Raw genomic sequence first — 21,350 nt, forward strand, 5'->3', positions numbered from 1 at the left:
CGTTAGAATTGTGTTGAAACTGTGATAATTTTGAAAAAAGAGGAATTTTATGCTGCGGTTTTTATTCTACCGTAACGGATTTCGCCAAGTTTCTCGGTTTATCCACATCGAGGCCTCTGCCGATCGATACGTAGTAGCCAAAGAGCTGCAGCGGAATGATCGCCAGGGAGTTTGCAAAAATCGGATTTGTCTCCGGCAGGTAAACTACGTAGTCGGCTACTTTTTCCACTTCTGTATTGCCAACGGTCGTTACCGCCATAACAAACGCGCCTCGTGTCTTCACTTCCTGAATATTGCTGATCGTTTTCTTGTAGAGCTCCGGCTGGGTCAGCACGGCTACGACAAGGCGTCCGTCCTCAATCAGGGAAATGGTTCCGTGTTTCAGCTCACCGGCTGCATACGCCTCGGAATGGATGTAGGAAATCTCTTTCAGCTTCAGGGAGCCCTCCATCGAGATTGCATAGTCGATGCCGCGTCCGATGAAAAAGACGTGTTCTGCCGCAAGATAACGGTTGGCAAAACGCTGTACGTTCTCCTTGTGGGACAGCAGCAGGGAAATCTGCTCCGGCAGGCGCTCAAGGCTCTGGATCATTGCATTGAAGTCATTCTGTGAAACGGTTCCGCGTACTTTGGCAAACTTCATCGCCAGAAGATACTGCGCGATAAGCTGTGTGCTGTACGCTTTCGTTGTCGCAACAGCGATCTCCGGACCGGCCCAGGTGTACATGACATTGTCTGCCTCTCTTGCAATCGAACTTCCAACTACGTTTACGATGCCAAGGGTACGCACGCCCTTTTCTTTTGCAAGGCGGAGAGCCGCGAGGGTATCGGCCGTCTCACCCGACTGGCTGACGATGACCACGAGCGTATTTTCCGGCAGAATCGGATCACGGTAGCGGAATTCGCTTGCCAGATCTACCTCAACCGGAATTCTTGCCAGCTTTTCGAAGACGTATTTTGCGGTTACACCGGTGTGGTATGCGGAACCGCAGGCAACGATAAAGATCTTGCTGATTGTACGGATCTCTTCGTCCGTCATGCCAAGCTCCTCGATCACTACGTCACCATTCTTGATGCGTGGGGTCAGCGTATCTTTTACGGCTTTTGGCTGCTCATGCATCTCTTTCAGCATAAAATGCTCATAGCCGCCTTTCTCTGCGGCATTCATATCCCATTCGATGTGCGTAGGCTCCTTTTGCAGCTCCTCCTCATCGATATTGTAAAAATGAAGGCCGTCTCGGGTCAGCTTGACAATCTCCTCATTTTCCAGAAAATAGACATCTCTTGTATATTTCAGTACAGCCGGAACGTCGGATGCAATCAGGTTTCCGCTCTTACTTGTACCAACGATCAGCGGGCTGTCTTTACGGACCGCATACACCTCATCCGGATGGTCGCGGAACAGGATACCCAGTGCATACGATCCCTCCATACGGTGCATAACCTTTGTGATCGTTGCAAGCGGATCGCCGTTATAATAGTAATCCAGCATATGGGCAATTACCTCGGTATCTGTCTCCGAAAGGAACTCATATCCTTTGGACATCAGTTTTTTCTTTAATTTCAGATAATTCTCAATAATTCCATTGTGTACAACGACAATCGAGTGGTCTTTATTGAAATGCGGATGTGCATTCAGATCGGAAGGCGCCCCATGCGTTGCCCATCTCGTATGTCCGATTCCTACGGTACCCGGAAGTGTCGCTCCATTTTGTGTCATTTCCTCAAGCACCTTCAGACGGCCCATTGCTTTCTGCATCTGAATTTTGTTTCCATCGTATACAGCAATTCCGGCCGAATCGTATCCGCGGTACTCCAGCTTTGACAATCCGTCCAGCAGCACCGGGGCAGCCTGGCAGGTTCCAATATATCCAACAATTCCACACATAAATTTTTTCCTCCTAACAGTAAAAGGCGGCACCCTTGTTCTGTTTTCAGGTTATGCCGCCTTCTAATTTCTTGTTCTTTACTTTTTTACCACTCTGCTCCGTTCTCTGTCAACCTTATGGAGCATTTCGTATTTACTTACAAGATCTTTTTATTTTTGTTTTTTACTTTCACTTATCTTCTATTTCGTTTTTTTCGTATCTTTCCGTGATATTCCCACCATGTTTTGTTTGAGGTACACCAGCGGATTACACTGTCCGGAAGGCTTTTGTATCGTTTTCCGAGGAAGTAGCCCACATATTTGAATCCGCTTTGAAAGAATAAAGTGACGAGCAGCCACGGCTTATGAATTTCGCAGACGTAGGATGCCGATTTTTTCACCATACGGATTCCCTCACTCTCAGACGGATACGCATCAAAGATCTCCGGATGCTGTGCCTGGGATACACCGAGGTCGAAATTGCGGTGAAGCTGTGCCAGACAACCGTAATTGTGGGAATGTACCACCTTCGCATCTGCCGCATAGGCAATCGCATAGCCCGCCTGCACAAGATGCCCGGCATAGATCATATCTTCGTTAAACAAGGTGCTTTCTACAAATCCACCCAGCTCTTCATATGTCCTGCGGTCATACATTGCACAGACATTGGAACAGAAAAAAGTCTTAACACCAAGTTTTGGCAGATCACCGGCATCCTTGATATCACTCTCGTCCGGATAGTTAAAGCCTCTCGTAAACCGTTCCAGTGTACGGCAGTCATCCCGCGGAAGCTGCCGCGCATAGGCCGCCTTCACATGCGGCAGTGAAAATTTTTCCACCAGATGTTCCACGCACGCATTATCGTACGGCATGGCATCCTGGGTCATAAAAAGCAGAAGATCCGCATCTGAACTTTCTGCCATCGCCCTTCTCGTTCCGCCGTGGTCGAACTCGCTCGGCTGAATATGCTCCACCATAATCTTGTCTGAAAGCTGCTCCCACGCCGGATTCCAGAACTTTTTCCCCGTATTCACGACCCGGATCGAACGGATCGGGTAAGTCTGTTTTAAAAGGCGGGGCAGAAGTTCTGCGAACTCCTGCCCTGGTTTATACGTTGGTATCATGACATCAACGGTATATTGACTCATCTTGTCGTATTCTCCCTGTATTTTAATCTCCTGCTACCACAGAATCTGTTGCAGCGCCCGGTCCCTGATTCAGTACATACTCAATCATATCATCATCGTAGCCGCTCTCTCTTGCAATATAGTCACTGTACTCTATCACGGCTGCAGATGGATCATAGCTCATCGTCGGATACAGATAAGCGTGCAGTTCCTTTACATTGTGTTCCAGTGTAACCGGAATTACGACATCAACACCAAGTGCGCTTTCTACATTTTCTCCATAACACAGCTGGAACGGATATGCATAAGATGTTCCCATTTTGTACGTTACCGCATGCATGCCAAGTTCCAGAATTTCGTTTTTGGTAAGACTGGTGCTGACATTTCCCATCACTTTATCCAGAATCTCCGGAATCTTGGTCGGATTCTGTTTAATCTTCTGTACCATGAGATTGATGACGATTCGCTGACGGCTCGTACGTTTCGCATCGTCGCCGCCGCCGTAACGGATCCGCGCATAGGAGGTTGCAAGTGCACCGCTGACATGACGTACTTCGCTGTAATCATCCCCAAGGTCCTCATCATACGGAATAGCTTCATACTCTACGCCCTGTGCTTCCGATACCTCTCTGTTGTAGTTGTTTGCATGAACACACTCTGCATTTGTCATCTCGATGTCGAGACCGCCCAGGACATCAATCGCATCGGCGAGTGCCTTGAAGTTTACGGTAACGTAATCGGTCAGTGCAAGGTCAAGGTTTGTATTCAGCATGGAGAGCATACTCTCCGGACCGCCGCGGTTATAGGCGGAATTGGCTTTGTCAAACTCATAATATTCATCGGTATATTTCGCCATATTCATCCAGGTGTCACGCATAATCGACACCATACGGATTTCCTGCTTGTCGTGATCAATACAACAGAGAATAATAGTGTCACTGTTCATGCTTTCTGCCAGCTCGGAGCCTTTCACACCTCTGGCATCCACGCCGACCAGCGCGATGACCTGTGTACCGGACATCTGTGAGAGATCGGTATTTGCCTTTACTTCACTGTTGATCTGAATCTGGGAGCTGTCCAGCGTATCCTGATTCATCTTATCCATCGAACGGTTGATCCATGCGTAGACGAACAGAATTCCGGAAAGAATCAGCAGAACGGTGATTTCAATTCCGAAAATTATTTTTCTGCGGCGCATTTTTTTGTATTTTCTGCTCTTTTTGTAATTCTTCTTCGACATCTCTTTTCCCCTTATCTTTTAGTAAGCGTTTTTATTCACAAATCCTTTGAAAAAGGTCAGGAACAGAATTTTAAAATCAAGTCCCAGCGTCCAGTTTTCAATATAATACAGATCACAGTCAATACGCTTTCGGATGGAAGTGTCTCCCCGGTATCCATTCACCTGTGCCCACCCCGTAAGACCGGGACGCACCTGATGTTTTACCATATAACGCGGGATTTCCTCCCGGAATTTTTCCACAAAGAAAGGTCGCTCCGGCCGCGGTCCGACCAGGCTCATATCTCCTTTTAAGATGTTAAAGAGCTGTGGAAGCTCATCAATGCTGGTATGGCGCATGAATTTTCCAAATCCCGTCACACGCGGGTCATTCTTCACGGTCCATGCCTTCTTTTCTTTCTCCTCCGTCTGAACTTCCATCGAACGGAACTTGTACATTTCAAACGGTTTGTTGTGCAGTCCGACGCGTGTCTGACGGTAGATCAGCGGACCCGGTGAGGTCAGCTTGATCATGATGCAGGAAAACAGCATCACCGGTGAGAACAGAATGATCGCCACGAACGCGCCGAAAATATCCACAATCCGTTTCAGCATCGCGTTGAACGTGTTGGAAAGCGGCACATAGCGGATATTGATGACAGGAAGTCCCTGCAGGTCTTCTGTGTACGGCTTTGTCGGAATGATGTTGTGGTAATCCGGCACAAACTGGGTATGTACGCCGGATTTTTCACACATGGCAACGATCTCCTCCAGGCGGAAGTATTCGTTCAGGCCAAGGGTAATGGCAATTTCATCCAGTTTGTTTTCCGGCAGAATGACTGAAAGATTGTTGATTCTTCCAAGAACCTTGACACCGCGGTACATCGTTCCCGCTTTGACATGGTCATCGAGGATTCCGCGGACGAGATAGCCCCACTCCGGGTTTGCAATGATCCGGTCAATGTATTCCTCAGTCGCACGGCTGTAGCCGACCATCAGAATCTGCTTCTGGTTGCGGCCGTGTTTCCACATATTGCTTAAGATATAGTGGATCAGATTTCTTACGATCGTTTCCAGTGTCACATTCAGCACAAAGAAGATGCAGAGCATACCACGGGAAAAGTGAACCTGGCGCACCATGTAAAGGCTGGCCAGCCAGACCAGAAATCCAACCGTATTCGCTTTTAAGATATTGGCAAATTCCAGACGTCTTCCCTGAAAACGCTTGGATGCATAGAGATTGAATGCATAGTAAAGCAGCAGATAGCCGGGCACGATATAGAGCAGTGCCATCATATACGTCGCCGGCGGCAGAATTCCCCTCTCCGGATGATTATTCATAACGCCCAGCCGCACATAGCAGTACCAGGACAGTACGTAGGAAAGTGCGAGCACCAGGGCATCGATCAGAACGTGCATCCGGTCAAAATATTTCTGATTATCGTTGATCAAATTCGTTCACCTTATCTGTTTTTTTCGGGATTTAAAAATTCCCTACCCCTAACTATACAATAAGTTTCAAAAAAGAGCAATCATATTTTTCTAACATTCTTCTTATTTCCGTAAACTTTTTAACTTTTTCGTAATCTTTTGAAAGAATCCTTATACCCTCTCCAGAAATCTCCGGAACACATTGATAAAAAGCTCCCATTCGATGACAAAATACGTGCCGAGGCGCTTCCACTCAAAACGGATCTTTTTTGCTCTGTTTTCCGGCTTCCGGCAGATGAAAAAACCATTCTTGATTCCTGCCAGATATTCTTTTCCATATCCCTTCGATGCAAAAAAGACCAGTTTTGCCGAAAAACCGAGGATAAAGGCCGGCAGGTTAAGCAAAATCTGTAAAACCGGCATATTTTTATAGATCAGATAAATATTGTTCCTGGAAGAATAACGGATTTTAAAGAGGTTATACCGGGAGCCGCTCGTTCCGCTTCCGACGTGGTAAACCTTCGCGGACGGCTCATACCAGTTCTCGTAGCCCAAAAGCCGCGCACGATAGCCGATGTCGGTATCTTCCAGATAAGCGAAATGTTCTTCGTCAAAAAGTCCGGTCTTTTCCAGAAATTCCCGGCGGTAGATCGCTGCTCCGGCGCAGGCCGCAAAAATCCGGTCGGACGTTTCAAATTCACTGACCGGTTTTCCTTTTCCTCTTGCGAATGCCCATCCCAGCATATTATAGTAATTTCCCGCATCGTCGATTTTATCACGCTCCTGATAGGAAATCAGCTTTGCGCTGCATGCAAACGCATTCTTTCTTTTACAGATTCCCTCATAAAGGCGCTCGACAAAGTCCTGGAACACTTCGGTGTCGTTGTTTAAAAGGATCACATACGGCTCCTTCGACTGGCGGATGCCTTCGTTGACCGCACGGCTGAAGCCATAGTTATCATCGAGCTGGATGATTTTCGTCTCCGGGTAGTGTTCCCGCAGAAACGCACAGCTCTCATCCTGTGAACCATTGTCCACGAAATATGTGGTAAATTCCGTAAAGGTCTGCTTTGCAAGCGCTGCAAAGCACGTCTCCAGATACCGGTATCCATTATAATTTGGTATTACAACTGCTACTTTGTCCATGGTTTTACTCCCCTGCCGTCGGCACGCAGTCCATAGTTCCACGATGCCAGCGTTAAATTTGGATTGTAGCAGGGATCTCCTGCCTTTAACAGCCCAATCCAGCGGCTGCGCATAAATTCGATTTCCGACTGGAAGCGGCGCACCTTCTTCTCGTCATCCTCTGCTCCCCTAGATTTCGATTCATAATGGTACAGCTCCACGTGCGGATTGTATACGATTTTATAACCTGCTTTTCCAATGCGCAGGCACAGATCAACATCATTGAAAGCGACGGACAGTTCTTCTTCAAAGCCGCCGACCTCCTCAAAGACCTCTTTTTTCATCATCATGCACGCTGCTGTCACCGCACTCACATTCATCTGGAGCGATGCCTTATGCAGGTAGCCGCTTCTTCCGCGCGCCAGCCCTAAAAAGGCGTGGCCCGCAATGCCGCCGATACCGATGATGATACCCGCATGCTGCACCGTGTTGTCCGGGTAATACAGCTTCGCGCCGACCGCCCCGATCTGCGGTCTTTGCAGATTGGACACCATCTTTTCCATAAAATCGGGTGTGATAATTTCCATATCGTTATTGAGAAACAGGAGATACTCTCCCTTTGCCTCTTTGACGCCGAAATTATTGATCGCAGAATAGTTAAAGCCCTGTTTTGGATACTTCAGGACACGGATGCCCTGTGCTTCGAGTTCTTTGTAATAGGAAAACGTTGCTTCCTCAGTGCTGTTGTTCTCAATAATCAGAATCTCATAGGATGGATACATGCACTTCTTCTTAATGGATTCCAGACAGGTGCGTAACGTATCGGCCTGATCCTTGTTCGGGATCAGAATCGAAACCAGAGGCGTTCCCCGCAGTTTATAATCTACATCGTAGAAGCCATAATCCGAACGCAGTGTGACGGTTCCCTCTTCGCCACAGCGCGCAAGGTTTCCCTCAATTGCCTTTTTTCCGGCCTCATACGCGTACAGCTTGCTTGCCGGATTGTCTGCGGTGGAAGCGCTGTGGACCCTCCAGTGATATAAAACTCTCGGAATGTGTACAATTTTTCCCGCCATTTCCGTGCAGCGGAAGATATAATCATAATCCTGCGCCCCATTGTATTCCGGACGAAGGCCGCCGGTTTTCTCCGCAATCTCCCGCCGTACAACGAAGAAATGGCAGATATAATTGTTTGACCGCAGCAGATCCAGATTGAAATCCGGTTTGAAATGCGGCTGGAAATACTCGGACAGATCGGTCCGTACCTTGTCCTCATCGGTATAAAAAGCATCGATGGACGGATCTTTTTCCAGACGGATGGCAATTTCAAAGAGTGCATCCGGCGCAAGCAGATCGTCGTGATCCATAAAACCGACGAAATTTCCCGCTGCTGCGGCAAGCGCTGCATTTGTATTCTCTGCAATGCCGATATTTTCCGGAATCGGAACGTTCTTTACGCGCGGATCTTTTCCGGTATACTCTTTCAGGATGCGCGCCATCGTCTCATCCTCCGGGCTGGCATTTCCGATCACCAGTTCCCAGTTTTCATAACTCTGTTTTTCCAGGGATTCGATCATCTGACGCAGAAAAATTTCCGGCGTACGGTAAGCCGGAACAACAACGCTGATCTTCGGACAATAAGAAAATTTATGATTTTTCTGACGCGCCAGGTCCTCCTCTTTTGCGCAGTACTGCTCCCGCCACGGTCCGTACGGAACCTCCTCCGGCTCCATCCTCTCCGAAAGACGGATCAGGAATTCCTTTGGGCCATAATGTTTCAGGTAACGCAGTCCCTTCTGTATGTTGTAAGGTTTCAATTTCCGTATAAAACGGAGCCATTTCATATCTGACACTTTTTTAACTCCTTGGGGTTTTTGTTTTTCAGGTTTTTTGTTTTTTCCGTATGAACTCGTTCGCATTATACTCTATTTTACCGCATTTTGCAAATCCCGACTGAAAATATTAAGAAATTATGTGTTTCTTCCCTGCTCGCTTTATGTTATAATAATAAAAGTGTGTCTAATACATTTTAGAGAGATCCGCTGCCCGGACAGTCTTATGCAGCTGTACCCGCTGGATCAGAAGGAGTGAGTTATGATTAGAAAGAATTCTGCAGCCCGCACATTTTTATGCCTGTTGCTTGCTTTTGTTTTTGCCGCGTCCTGCCTCCCGCAGACGATTTTTGCCACAACCGATAAAAAAACAGTCACCACCTGGCCCGAAGGACCGGAAAACAATTCCGGCGCTGTCTGTTTACTCGATGCCGATACTGGTGCTGTTTTATACGATAAAAACATGGACGAGCAGCGCTATCCTGCCAGCATCACCAAGATTCTGACGGCTCTGCTGATCATTGAAAACAAGCAGATGACCGACACCGTTACCTTCGGCGAACATGCTGTCAGCGAATCCATTCCGGGAAATGCCCGCATCAACGTTCAGCTTGGCGAAACGATCACAGTGGAGGATGCTCTTCACGCGATTCTTCTTGCCTCGGCAAATGAGGTCTGCACACAGCTTGCCATCGACATTGCCGGAAGCGAGGAAGGTTTCGCCGCCATGATGAACGAACGCGCCGCTGCACTTGGTTGCACGAATACCCATTTTGTCAATGCAAACGGTCTGCCAGATCCGAACCACTACACCAGTGCACACGATATGGCACTCATTATGCAGGAGTGCATCAAAAACGAGACCTTCTGCCGCATCGAGTCCGATCTGACCTACACAATTCAGCCGACCAATATGACCTCGACACCGCGTGATCTTCAGAACCACCACGCATTGCTGTTCCAGGACGGTCAGTGGGGATACAAGGGTGCTTTCGCCGGAAAGACCGGTTATACCGATGAGGCACACAACACACTCGTTACCGCTGCCAAGCGAGGCAATATGACGCTGGTCTGCGTTGTTTTAACCTGTGATAACCTCGATTATATCAACGATACCCGTACCGTACTTGATTTCGGTTATGATAATTTTACACATTATACCCTGAAGAACGCAAAAAAGGAAAGTCTTTCCGGTGTGGTAACGCTTCCAAAGAATGCGAAAATTGAAACTGCAACCTACACCGATCCGGACGGCGCTTCCGTTGAGGAACCGTACACCCGCCAGTATTTTTTCGATGATCACTTCATCGGAACAGCCGAGGTTTCCGCTCCAGGTACTGTTTCCGACAGTTCTTCGGTTTCCTCCAATTCATCAGAAGAAACCGACAGCACAGATATTCCAACACCGGAAGAAACCAAGAAAATTTCTTTTCTCTCCACACTGCTCTATATTCTGCTTGGCCTGAACGGTGTCGCTTTTCTAATTCTGATCATTGTCGTGATCAACAACGCGAGAAAGAGACGGAAACGCAGAAACAGACGCCGCAATAACCGAAACAAACGGCACTGATCTTCTAATTTATAAGCAATCAGGACCTCCCGTCCAACGGGTGATCCTGATTCAAGAGTTCGACGGAAGTCGAACTTTCCTATAAGAAGTAAAGAATGGCATCGAAAACGCAACCGATTTCGATGCCATTTGGGTATAAAGCAGAGCTACCGCCAGAAATATTTGCTAGTGCGACAGCCCTTTTTGTTGCTTATTTATTTTCCAAGATACTGTTCTAAAATCTGTGGTTCGATTCTTTTCCAGTTTCTTTCCTTTACCGTCTCTTCTGCTCCCGTATCCAGTTTTTTCCTCAGTTCCGCATCTGTCAGAATACGCTCAATCGCCGCTTTTGCCTCCGCGAGATTTCCCTGCGGATAGAGAATACAGTTTTCCCCATCTTTCAGGTATTCCAGATTGCCACCGTTCGGCACAGCAACGACGTAGCCGCCGGACGCCATCATCTCAAGCGGCGGATAGGAAAAGCTTTCCAGCAGGCTTGTTTTCAGCAGGATATCACACGCCGCATAGACTTCCGGTGTTTTTTCATATGGAACCCGGTGTAAAAAGCGGTCCACGCGGTACCAGGATTTCGGATTTCCATTGTAGGACATGTACCAGATCTCGAATTTTTCCAGATCCAGCTGTTCCACGATACGGAAGCTCTCGTCCACGTTTTTATGCTCCGCGCTGCAGTCTCCCTCGATCAGAATCCGAATTTTTCCCTGCAGATCCCGCCCCCGTTTCGGATAGAAGGACGGATCGATGCCGTTCGGAAGATAGGCTGCTTCGGTATGGTATTCCTCCCGCAGCCAGTTCTGACACCATTTGGAAATGGTTACGTACTCCATCGGGCTCCTCATCCGGTAAGTCGCCGAAGTTGCGATCCGGTACGGGCTTCCCGGCGGATAAAATCCAACTTCAAAATTCTGCACCAGATATTTTTTCTTTCGGATCTTGCTGGACTGTTCGACGAACTCTGCGGTATTCCACATCGTCGCTACCGCAAGATCCAGCGTTCCCTGCAGTTTCTCTCGCTCGGCCGACAGCACCGGAAAATGGAAATCACCCTCATGATACCACTCCACCTCCCCTTCCAGAGTAAAGAGGCTGACCTGCGCTCCTGCTTTTACCAGCATTTCCGCATGAAGAAGTGCAACGCGGATGCCTCCGCTGATCTCCATCGCTGGAAGCACAAAGGCACAGCGTAGATTCCAGTGGCGCTCCACCCACTCGCAAATCCCGGTGGCATGAAAGATTGTGACACACTCGCGGCTGCACCGGCCATATGCCCGTCCGGCAATGGCTTTTCGTGCCGGTTCGTCGTCGATCAGCCACTGCAGTTTTTCCAACCACTCCGCTTCGTCTCGGCAGAGTACGCCGTCTTCTCCATCCTGTACCATCTCAGCAAAAGCGCCGAGATTGCTGGCTGCTGTCACAGTCTGCACCAGAGCCGCTTCCACCCATTTATTTTCCGATTTCGCACGGTTAAAAATCGTATCGGTAAGCGGAGCCAAGTTGATATCCACCGACGCAATCCGCTCCGGCAGTTTTTGGTAATCGACAAAGCCCTCCATCTGGATCTGGGAAGCAAACAGTTTCAGCTCCACCGGGAGTTCCAGAATTCCCACGATGAGGAGTTCCAGGTTCGGATTTTTGCCAAGCAACTGTTTCAGCACCGGAACGATCATCTCGATGTCGTCCAGATGCGTCGCACTGCCGCTGAAATAGCCAAGGCGTACTTTTTTCGCCGTTCCATCTGCTTCGTTCTTTTTCTGTTTTTCTTTTAACACCGCCTCGGACAGTAGCAGCATCTCATCTGACGCACAGTTGCGGTTGATCAGCACCTCCGGTACGTACTGCTTCAGTTCTTCTGCCAGCGCCGCTGTCGTCGTAACCGCCGCATCGCAGAGGGAAAGCAGCTCGCCCATGTTTCGGACATTCTGATCGTATGCCTGCCGTTCTTCCGGCTGCATCCGGTCGAGAAACGGAATCTGATCGGTGTATTTCGTATCGATCACAAGATCATCCACATCGTACCACAGAGGCTTGTTCATCTGCTTTGCCATTGTGGCAAATTCCCGCAGGGTGTCCGTCATCGGGCAGCGGAAAATCACGAACGCGCCGTAGCAACGTACCATCCAGGGCTTCAGCTCCTGAAAATAAACCGTATCACACGTATATCCGCCTGCCTCCAGCTGCTCCATCTGATGCACCACGCGGTACCGGTGTGGATGCGGCAGCTGTTCATTGCAGCCACTGATAAAGAGAATATCCCGGTAGACCCGGGATTTTTCTCTCTGAAACTCTTTTTCTTTTTTTGCCCGCGCAAGGTACCCTTTCGTACGCCCAGCCAGACCGCCGATTCCTTCTTCTGCAACAGCTTTTTTTAATTTTGCTGTCAGCACTGAAATTTTTTCCAAACGTTTCACCGCTTTCTTTCTCTGTTCCGCTTACCGCAATCCGTAGTAGTTCTGCAAGTACATCGGATAGATGATTCTCGCCCAAGTAAATGCCGCTAATGCCGCTGCCGCCACACAGACCAGAATACAGAACAATTTTTCATACTTCTGTAGTTTTTTCTCCCGTTTCAGGAACGCCTGCACACCCTTCGTCACGAAATACATCAGCGGAATCAGCATCGGCATGCTGTATCGTCCCTGCGGCTGAAAATCAGAACTGTAGGAGTAATACGCATTCAGATAATTCGGGATCAGCAGGGCAAACACATTAGCCCAGGTAAACCATCCCAGTTTACTCCATTTTCTCTTCGTTTTTCCGGTAAGAGCCGTCTGCGTGCCGTCTGCATTCCAGAAGAAAAAGTCTCTCTGGCAACAGTTCCGCATCAGAATGAGACCGACAAGAAGACAGCAGAGGTACGGAACAATAATCATCGTGGAAAGATAAATCTTATTGTAGCCAAACGCGCCGACAAAGCTGTACAGCACTGTTACCAGCCAGTCATGTTCCAGAAAACTCGGCTTATAGAAGATCATATGCAACATGGAGCCTCCTTTTTTCTGGAAGGTCTTGCTGTGCGACGGCTTGTACTGGTATCTTGCATACAGTTCCGCGCTTGCGCTCGATGCCTGGCGTCCCAGAAAATCTCCTCCATAGAGAATAGCATTTCGAATAAACCACCACAGAGCAATGACACAGACGATCACCAAAATAAAAAGACCTTTTTGGATCATTTCTTTCCATCGTTCTTTGACCGGTTTCGACTGGTCCGTCAGCATCGTTCCCACAAAGTAGAAAAACGTCATCAGAATAAATCCATACGCATTGTAATACGACAAGAAACAGATTCCCATTCCAACGGCCGATACCGCACACGTGGTCCAGCTCCATCCCTCTTTGTACGCCTTTACCCAGGAATAAAAGATAATGGCCGTCGAACACATTGCAAGCGCGTCGCAGTTGACATAGGAATATAAAATCACATTGCCCGGCAGGAAAACCACCAGAGTCGTAAACATCCATGCGTAGCGTCTTGGAAACAACAGCTTTGCCGTCTTTAAGACCACCCAGGCAGTAAGCGCTCCCAGCAGAACATTTACAAAACGGGCGGAAATGAGCAGCATCCACTCATCCGTGGAAAACAGGCTCATCCCCTTCATCAAAACTGCAGATGCCATATAGGAGAGAATCGGATTGAATGCATAGGAAATCCCCCAATCCTCATTCCGAATCAGCGGTTCGTCACCCCGCGGAAGCTTCCCATATTCATAAATGAACTGTGGAATCTGATACCGCATTGATTCATCCGACGAGAAATTGTATCGCTGCGTACAGGACCACAAAAAGTAAAACAGGAATACGCCGAATACAAACAGAATCTCGATTCTGCGTTCTCTGCTCACATCCTTACTGCAGTTTTTTCTCATCTTCCTCAATTCCTTTTAGCATACTTGCGTAAACTTTTTCGGCTTCTTTGTACCAGGAGGTTCCCTTTACGAAATCCATTCCCTTTTTGCGGATTGTAGCCAGCTCATCCGGGTGGTTGAAGTAATATTCCATTCTATCTGCGATCTGGATCGGATCATAGTCAACCAGAATGGAGTTTTCCTCATTTACCATCCAACTGCTGTTTGCACCCTTGGAGCAGACAGCGACCGAGTTGCAGGCCATAACCTCGAACGGTACGAGGGAAAGGTTGGTATTCGAAATAACAAGGCACATATCACAGATCGCATAGGAATCTGCCAGCACCTGCGGTGTTACGATACCTAAATTTCTGTGTTTGAACGGAATCTCATAGCCGCTGACATCCCATCCCGCGAAAACAACCTCGATCTCCGGCATTCTGCGGCACAGCTCATTGAGTGCCAGCATACCGAGCTCAAAATCACGTCTCGGGGTAACCGGGCGGGCATAGAAGAAAACTCTCTTCTCGTTGTCCTGCTTTTCCTTCGGCTGATATACCTTGTCATCGTAGGAGAAATGGAAGCTGTCTGCCTGCATGCCGTATTCATTTCTCATGATATCCCGCAGCCAGTCTCCTGCTGTGATTCCTCGGAATCCCATCTTGTACGTGTTCTCTGCAAACTCATACTCCGAACCGTGTGCATAGAAATGCGGCTCGAAATCCTGTACGAAGTAAAACTTCGAAATCGTATTCTGGAATTTTCTTACGTAGTAAGCGGTGGTCCAGGAGGTTGCTACGGTTGCATGTGCAAATTTCATCTGGGATACATCGCAGTAAACTTCTACTTCCGGCACAAGAAGCGGGAAGTACTCTTTTAGGAATTTGCGGATGGACGCATTATCCTGAAAATTCGGGGACATGTAGAGATAAACTCTACTGTGGAAACCGAGGCGCTCCAGGTTGGAAATAAAACGGAAAATGGTGGTATGACCGCCGGAACCAGGTCCCATTTCCGGTACAACCCAATTCAGGATCTTTTTCTTGTCGTTTTTATGTTTCTCATACTCTTTTTGATTGAACGGGATCGGATCGTTGTCTACGACAAATCTGTAAAATCCGATGACGTTGTTCTTCGGCGGTACAGCCGGCTCATTGCCCTGTTTTGCGCGCTCAATCGTTTCTTTTAATCCATGATTCTTCAGATACCGTAACGCACGGTATGCTACATTTGGTTTTTTCACGTTTCTTTTTCCTTTCTTCTATGCATGTCTCTGATCGTACTGCTGCGAAATGTGACGATCCAGGAACTGTTGTTTCCGTTTGGAATACAGATGGTATTTTCCGCCGAGATAGCCGCCCACAAAGCGGTCAAAATTGCGAAACAGGGAATAAAATGCCCAGTGGATTTTCTCTTTTTTACTGAGCGGCTGCTGACGGATATACACGCAGTCCCCTCTCACCTGACGGTACAGCATGCCCGGAAGCTGCGTCCATTTCTGTGCAATCATATACTGATGAACTTCATATAATCCTTTCTGCTCATCATAATACCGTTTGAAATACGTTCTGAGTTTGAAATTGTGGGAATGATATACCGGTGCATACGGGCAGTATACTTTTTTGAATCCGAGTTCAATCATCTTTCTCGCCCAGATCTGATCCTCGGCAAAGTTGACATCCTCATACGGATATTTTTCAAAAATATCTCTTCGGATACAGGAGTTATTGTCGGAGAAAAACGCCAGATAATGACGATATCCTTCTTCTCTTTCGTAGCGTTCCGGATCATCAAGGTGGAAAATCGTATTAGTTTCTCCAAATCCTTTAAAATGGCCGTCCAGATCACGCTTGTCAAGCAGATTGCAGTCCGGATACGGATAATGAATCCCGAATCCTCCCACGATTTCCGGGTCCATCTTCATGGCATCAATGAAATTCTGCAGCCAGGTATCGGTCGCTGGAAGCGCATCCTGCGTAATAAAGATGATATACGTTCCGTTTCCTTTGGAAGCACCATAGTTTCTCGTTTTTCCATGTCCAAATTCGGACGGCTCAATCTGAAACAAACGGCATGGATATTTGCGGATCACATCGAGAGTTCCGTCCTTTGACCCGGAATCCACGCAAATTACTTCATATTCATACTCTGTCTTCTGTTTGAAAACGGCATCCAGCACTTTTTCAAACAGATGCCCACCATTTTTGGTAGGAATGACAATGGATACATCCATAGTTATTTACTCCTTTTTATCACATGCTGCACTTTATCTGCCATACGCACAACCTTACGCTGGCGCATCCGCTCCAGCTCTTCCTCCAGAAACTGCTTCTGTTTTCTCGTTTCCTGGAGTTCTTCTTCCCTGTGTGCAAGTGCCGCTTTTTCTGCTTCGATTTCTGCCTGCAGCTGGCCTTTCCGATAAATCTCCCCGTTCAGTTCATCCCTCAGATCTTTATTCTGACGGATATATTGAATAAACTGGGACGTAACGCCATCGCCTTTGTAGTAAATCCGGTAATCAATCCGGATCTGTTCATAACCGGCATTCCGGAATTTCAGAACCGGCGTTCCAAGGAAATAATAGTCGTCGATAATCTCAAGCTCGGCGTTGTGCGAAAAAGCGATACGTTCCGTCTTTCCATCGCTGCATACGCCCGCGAGAGAACGGATTTTAATGACAGCCCCCTCTTGCATCAGCTGAAGGGAAAGCTCTCCGTCCGCGTCTGCCTTTTCAAGCATCATCACCTTCTGCTCATCCAAGCCGAAGCAGTCCTCATAATAGAGTTCTCTCTCCTCCGGTGCTGTTTCGGTGAGCACAACCGGGTACATCATTTTTTCTTTTTCCCAGATAGAAAGCGGATAATTGTGCCGGTGCAGTTTTCCATAGAACGTGGCGAGCGCATTTGGCTCACCCTTTCCGGCCGCGAATTCCTGGAAGCACTCTTCCATATGGTAGTATACCGGAATCTCTTCCATGGAAATACCGCCAATGGCGTACAGTTCTTCCTGCTCTTCCTTCGTCAGTGCACTCGCCGCCTCCTGTAAAAAGACGCTCCGCGCATAGATAAATGCAATCGGTACGGCAAACGGGAATACCCACTCGTAGTCTGCCACCCAGACCTTTTCTCCATCCAGAAGAAGGTTGCCTGGAATCATGTCAATATTGGAAATCTCCGCTGCGGCAAGCCCTTCTTTCAATGCCGGATGGCCGAACACCTCACAGAACGCATCGGTTTCCACAAAGGATTTCTGCCCTTTTGCCGATGCAATGATCTGATACAGCAGTTCATAATCCTTTTTCAGCGATGCAAAATCTTTTTCTTTTCCATGACGGGAAATGCGCGTTTCCAGACTTTCCCCTTCTACAAAAGGAAATGCAAGCGCGCATTTTTCTTCATCCAGTTCGCATGGGCAGATCTGTACGCCCGCATAGGTGTACAGATGCTCCAGCTTTCTATAGTTTTCATACATATGCCGGATGTGGAGTTCTCCCTCTTTCTGCAGCGGAAGCTTCCACACACGCCGGATCCCATCCTCTTCTGTAATCCGGGTCATAATCTGAAATTCGTTCCGACGTTCTCTCGAAAATTTCGTATACAGAACTTTCCTCATACGTTTACTCCTTTTTCTCCACTTCAATCAGAAAAGAATTGGAAAAAACCGGAAACAGACCGGACTTCAGGATTCCGTCAAATGCTTTGCCTTCGTCAAAAAGTGTGATCCTGTCAGCATCAAAATTCCGCTGATTTTTTCTCAATTCACCCGGCTTCGGCAGATATTCATCCGAATAAATGACCGCCGGAAATTTGTAATCCGGATAGGGATAATAAAACTTAAACTTCGAAAAACCGTTTTCCTGCAGCATCTGCTCCAGCTCCGGTTTGCTGAATGTCTCGACAAAATCGATCCCCGGATATCCTTCAATTCCGGCAAATTCCCGGCCCACATGGTCTTCCCTGCAGCCGGCAAAATACTTCAGTCCCAGACGGTTCTCAATCGCAATCAGGATTTTTCCGCCCGGTTTTAAGAGACGATTGATCTTTTCCAGATATTCCGGATACGGATTATCCTTTCCAATATAGCTTTTTGCATACTCCAGAACACCGATCAGTGTCACGTAATCGAAGCGTTCTTCCATTTTTTCTGCAACAACATTAAAGTTTCCAACCATAATCTCCAGGTTGGACGCATCCTGATTTTTGTAGGCATTGATCGTACTGCGCCGCTTCGACAGATCGTTTGCCACTACCCGCTTTGCATTTCTGCAGAGCACGCCGGAAATGGCTCCGCAGCCGGCTCCGACTTCAAATACGGAAGCATCGTCTTTCCACTCATACCAGTCCAGAATATTTTCCCGTTCTGGAGAAAGGTGATAAAAAATCGGCCAGCTTTTTTCTGTGAGGATTACCTTCTGGTAATCCTCTTTCGGCGTCGTCTTGACGATCTCCAGCAGCCGGTCCTCAATGCTGCCGTCGCTGTAAGCATCTTCGCCGTCATAATAATCCAGGTTCAAAAGAACATTTCCTATTGTTTCTTTCATATAACCCCCGTCGTTTATCCTCCGCATCCTACTCGTAGGTCACGGTAGAGTTCATATCAAAAAATCCTACGGTGTCTTTCATGGAGAAGACTTCCAGGAAGCAAGCATCGTACAGTCTGTGGTGGATCACCAGCTCTTCCAGATGGTAGCTGGTACATCCAAACGACATCAGATACTGTCCGCTCTGCAGCGGCATGATCTGGTCAAAGCATACCGTGACGGTCTTTCCTGCTTCCACCACGTCTTTTGTGTAATCCTCCAGCGCCGTATTCGTTCCGGTAATCTCCGTTCCCTTCCGGTCTTTGATCGAAAAGGCAAAAATCGGATGCTCCATCGTTTCATGGAACTTGATTTTCATCTTGATGCGGAATCTCTGGTTTTTATCCACAGAAGATGTAATCATACCTTTGTGGTCGATAATCGCAAAGTCCACGATCTCCGCAGCCTTGTCTCCATACTCTACCAGCTGCGCATTCGCAATCAGGCGTTCTCTCCAGAGGCCTTTTTTCGGCTTTTCTGCCGATACGGCACCGGATGCATCTGCTTCGGTTCTCTCTTCGGTCTGTTCTGCACTCTCTTCGGTCTCTTCCTCTTCTTTTGTCTCGTCATCGTACTGGTTGGCAAGAATCTTCTTGTAGACATCGACTGCCTCCGACGATTTTCCAACCATCACCTGTTTTCCTTTGTTAATCAGAAGACATCTCTCACAGTACTTGATGACGCTGCCCATATCGTGGGAAACGAAAAGGATCGTTTTTCCTGCTTCTTTCAGATCGTTAAATTTCCGGTAACACTTGGACTGGAAGAAAATGTCTCCGACGCTTAAGGCCTCATCGACAATCAGAATATCCGGATCCACATTGATCGCAACCGCGAAGGCAAGGCGGGCAAACATACCGCTGGAATACGTCTTAACCGGCTGATTGATAAAGTCACCGATCTCTGCAAACGCAATGATATCGTCGAGCTTTGCCTTCATCTCCTCCTCGGTATAGCCAAGCATCGTTCCGTTCAGGAAAATGTTCTCAATACCGGTATACTCCATGTTAAAGCCTGCACCCAGTTCCAGAATGGCACTGACTCTTCCCTTTAACTCCACGTTTCCGCTCGTCGGGTTTAAGACACCTGTGACGATTTTCAGCAGTGTGGATTTTCCGGAACCGTTCGTTCCAATGATACCGACACACTCGCCCTTATGCACCTCGAGCGAGATATCCTCCAGCGCAAAATGATCGGTGTGATAGTTTTTATGTGTCAGTGAAAGCGATTCTTTCAGACGGTCCATCGGCTTTTCAAACAGCTTGTAGACCTTGCTGACATGGTTAATTGAAATTACTGTTTCTGTATTTTCTGTGCTCATTCCATCCTCCTATAATACATCTGAGAAATGAACCCGGAGGCGCTTGAACACTTTGGAACTGATTAGTCCTGCCATAAGCACAAAAGCCCAGAAGTAAAGGGTGTGCCATGGATGCTCGAAGAACCAGAGTCCATTCATAAAGCTGTCACGATATCCCTGGACAATATAGTACAGAGGATTCAGCTTCAGAAGGCTGTTCAGCCAGTTCGGAATATTCGGAATTGTTGTGGTATCCCACAGAATCGGGGTTGCCCACATGCCGACATTCAGAATTACATTGATAATCTGGCCGAAATCGCGGAAAAACGGTGTGATGGAACAGGTCAGATAGGAAAGTACAACGACGAGACAGATCACCGCAAAGGTATAGTACCCGATCTGGATAATCTGAACCGGCGGAAGTTTTCCCATCAGTGCAAAAATCAAAATAGCAAACACAATAAAGAACAGATGTACAAACAGGGAAGAAATCACCTTCACAATTGGAAGCACACTGATCTTAAATACAACCTTCTTTACCAGGTAACTGTATTCCAGCAGACAATTTGACGCACTTGGCAGTGCATCAGAAAAGAAGAACCACGGAATAATACCGGAAACCAGCCAGCAGATATACGGATATCCAGTGGCAGCTGGCTGTACACGCAGTCCGAGCTGAAACACGACAAAATAAACAGCAACCGTCACCATCGGCTGAATGAATGCCCATACGATGCCAAAATACGCTCCGGCAAATTTGTTGCGGAAATCATTTTTCGACAGTTTCCAGATCAGTTTCCGGTTCTGATAAAGTTCTTTGAATACGTTCATAAATGTTTTTTACTCCTTATTTCTTTAAATCCTTAATTCCGCCCCATTTATGATCTTTTTCCGAAATAATCAGATCTTCTTTTGTCATTCCTTCCGGCATCGGCCACTCCACGCCGATCTCCGGATCGTCAAAGTACAGACCGCCCTCATCGTTTGGATGATAGAAATCGGTACATTTATAAGCAAACTCTGCATAATCAGAGAGTACGATAAATCCATGTGCAAAGTTCTTCGGAATAAAGAACTGTTTCTTATTTTCTGCCGAAAGCAGGACGCCGAACCATTTTCCGTAGGTTTTGGATCCCTCGCGAAGGTCAACCGCAACATCGAATACTTCTCCGTTTACCACGCGTACCAGTTTGTCCTGCGGGTAATTGATCTGGAAGTGAAGTCCACGCAGGACACCTTTTTTGGATGCAGACTGGTTGTCCTGTACGAACTGGACATCAATGCCGGCTTCTTTAAAATCATTGTAATTGTATGTCTCCATAAAATATCCGCGCTCATCGCCGAATACGGTCGGGGTAATTACTTTTAATCCTTCAATTTCACAAGATTCTACTTTAATTTTTCCCATTTTTCTTTCCTTTCTCTTCTCCACAAAAATGTGAACAGATCTTTTTTTGACCT

At 47.5% G+C, this 21,350-nt stretch carries 16 protein-coding genes; 1 reads left to right on the forward strand and 15 read right to left on the reverse strand.

The window, feature by feature from the left end; all coding sequences use genetic code 11:
* Window positions 1-61: 61 nt before the first annotated feature.
* The 6 genes from glmS to DXB83_RS06065 all read right to left on the reverse strand — a co-directional run bounded on the left by glmS (window position 62) and on the right by DXB83_RS06065 (window position 8,610).
* Window positions 62-1,888: a glutamine--fructose-6-phosphate transaminase (isomerizing) gene (gene glmS / locus DXB83_RS06040; RefSeq protein WP_118697348.1), complete on the reverse strand. Its 1,827-nt coding sequence runs from the start codon at window positions 1,886-1,888 to the stop codon at window positions 62-64.
* A gap of 173 nt (window positions 1,889-2,061) precedes the next feature.
* Window positions 2,062-3,015 carry a glycosyltransferase family 2 protein gene (locus DXB83_RS06045; protein WP_118595184.1) on the reverse strand — a complete coding sequence of 318 codons (954 nt, stop codon included), beginning with the start codon at window positions 3,013-3,015 and terminating at the stop codon, window positions 2,062-2,064.
* 22 nt (window positions 3,016-3,037) lie between these two features.
* The gene (locus tag DXB83_RS06050; RefSeq protein ID WP_118595183.1) at window positions 3,038-4,234 is read right to left on the reverse strand and encodes an LCP family protein; all 1,197 of its coding nucleotides are present in this window, start codon (window positions 4,232-4,234) and stop codon (window positions 3,038-3,040) included.
* 18 nt (window positions 4,235-4,252) lie between these two features.
* Complete coding sequence (locus DXB83_RS06055) at window positions 4,253-5,662, reverse strand: undecaprenyl-phosphate glucose phosphotransferase (protein ID WP_117509226.1); 1,410 nt, start codon at window positions 5,660-5,662, stop codon at window positions 4,253-4,255.
* A gap of 150 nt (window positions 5,663-5,812) precedes the next feature.
* Window positions 5,813-6,787 carry a glycosyltransferase family 2 protein gene (locus DXB83_RS06060; protein ID WP_118666456.1) on the reverse strand — a complete coding sequence of 325 codons (975 nt, stop codon included), beginning with the start codon at window positions 6,785-6,787 and terminating at the stop codon, window positions 5,813-5,815.
* Entirely contained in the window at window positions 6,775-8,610 is a 1,836-nt protein-coding gene (locus tag DXB83_RS06065) for a glycosyltransferase family 2 protein (protein ID WP_055265472.1), read from the reverse strand. The genes DXB83_RS06060 and DXB83_RS06065 overlap by 13 nt, the downstream gene beginning before the upstream one ends.
* A gap of 250 nt (window positions 8,611-8,860) precedes the next feature.
* Between DXB83_RS06065 and DXB83_RS06070 the strand changes: the two genes are divergently transcribed.
* Window positions 8,861-10,168, forward strand: a complete 1,308-nt coding sequence (locus DXB83_RS06070) for a D-alanyl-D-alanine carboxypeptidase family protein (protein WP_118595181.1) — start codon at window positions 8,861-8,863, stop codon at window positions 10,166-10,168.
* A gap of 194 nt (window positions 10,169-10,362) precedes the next feature.
* Here the strand turns inward: DXB83_RS06070 and DXB83_RS06075 are convergent, their stop codons facing one another.
* Genes DXB83_RS06075 through rfbC form a run of 9 tightly spaced genes read right to left on the reverse strand, consistent with a single transcriptional unit; the run spans window position 10,363 to window position 21,297 of the window.
* A complete protein-coding gene (locus DXB83_RS06075; protein ID WP_118595180.1) occupies window positions 10,363-12,567 on the reverse strand; it encodes a glycosyltransferase in 2,205 nt (734 codons plus the stop codon).
* A 30-nt stretch (window positions 12,568-12,597) separates the two neighbouring features.
* Entirely contained in the window at window positions 12,598-14,031 is a 1,434-nt protein-coding gene (locus DXB83_RS06080) for an ArnT family glycosyltransferase (RefSeq protein WP_117509230.1), read from the reverse strand.
* Window positions 14,012-15,253: a rhamnosyltransferase WsaF family glycosyltransferase gene (locus DXB83_RS06085; RefSeq protein ID WP_227093573.1), complete on the reverse strand. Its 1,242-nt coding sequence runs from the start codon at window positions 15,251-15,253 to the stop codon at window positions 14,012-14,014. Before DXB83_RS06085 ends, DXB83_RS06080 begins: the two co-directional genes overlap by 20 nt.
* A gap of 18 nt (window positions 15,254-15,271) precedes the next feature.
* Complete coding sequence (locus tag DXB83_RS06090) at window positions 15,272-16,243, reverse strand: glycosyltransferase family 2 protein (RefSeq protein WP_022462975.1); 972 nt, start codon at window positions 16,241-16,243, stop codon at window positions 15,272-15,274.
* Between the two features lie 2 nt (window positions 16,244-16,245).
* The gene (locus tag DXB83_RS06095; RefSeq protein ID WP_117804383.1) at window positions 16,246-17,622 is read right to left on the reverse strand and encodes a hypothetical protein; all 1,377 of its coding nucleotides are present in this window, start codon (window positions 17,620-17,622) and stop codon (window positions 16,246-16,248) included.
* A gap of 4 nt (window positions 17,623-17,626) precedes the next feature.
* On the reverse strand, window positions 17,627-18,550 hold the full coding sequence (locus DXB83_RS06100) for a class I SAM-dependent methyltransferase (protein ID WP_117804382.1): 924 nt from the start codon (window positions 18,548-18,550) through the stop codon (window positions 17,627-17,629).
* A gap of 28 nt (window positions 18,551-18,578) precedes the next feature.
* A complete protein-coding gene (locus tag DXB83_RS06105; RefSeq protein ID WP_117801715.1) occupies window positions 18,579-19,910 on the reverse strand; it encodes an ABC transporter ATP-binding protein in 1,332 nt (443 codons plus the stop codon).
* A gap of 9 nt (window positions 19,911-19,919) precedes the next feature.
* Window positions 19,920-20,720, reverse strand: a complete 801-nt coding sequence (locus tag DXB83_RS06110) for an ABC transporter permease (protein ID WP_055227566.1) — start codon at window positions 20,718-20,720, stop codon at window positions 19,920-19,922.
* A 16-nt stretch (window positions 20,721-20,736) separates the two neighbouring features.
* Window positions 20,737-21,297 carry a dTDP-4-dehydrorhamnose 3,5-epimerase gene (rfbC, locus tag DXB83_RS06115; protein WP_022462980.1) on the reverse strand — a complete coding sequence of 187 codons (561 nt, stop codon included), beginning with the start codon at window positions 21,295-21,297 and terminating at the stop codon, window positions 20,737-20,739.
* Between the last annotated feature and the right edge of the window lie 53 nt (window positions 21,298-21,350).

The organism is Blautia sp. OM06-15AC (assembly GCF_003481425.1).
Classification (GTDB): domain Bacteria; phylum Bacillota; class Clostridia; order Lachnospirales; family Lachnospiraceae; genus Fusicatenibacter; species Fusicatenibacter saccharivorans.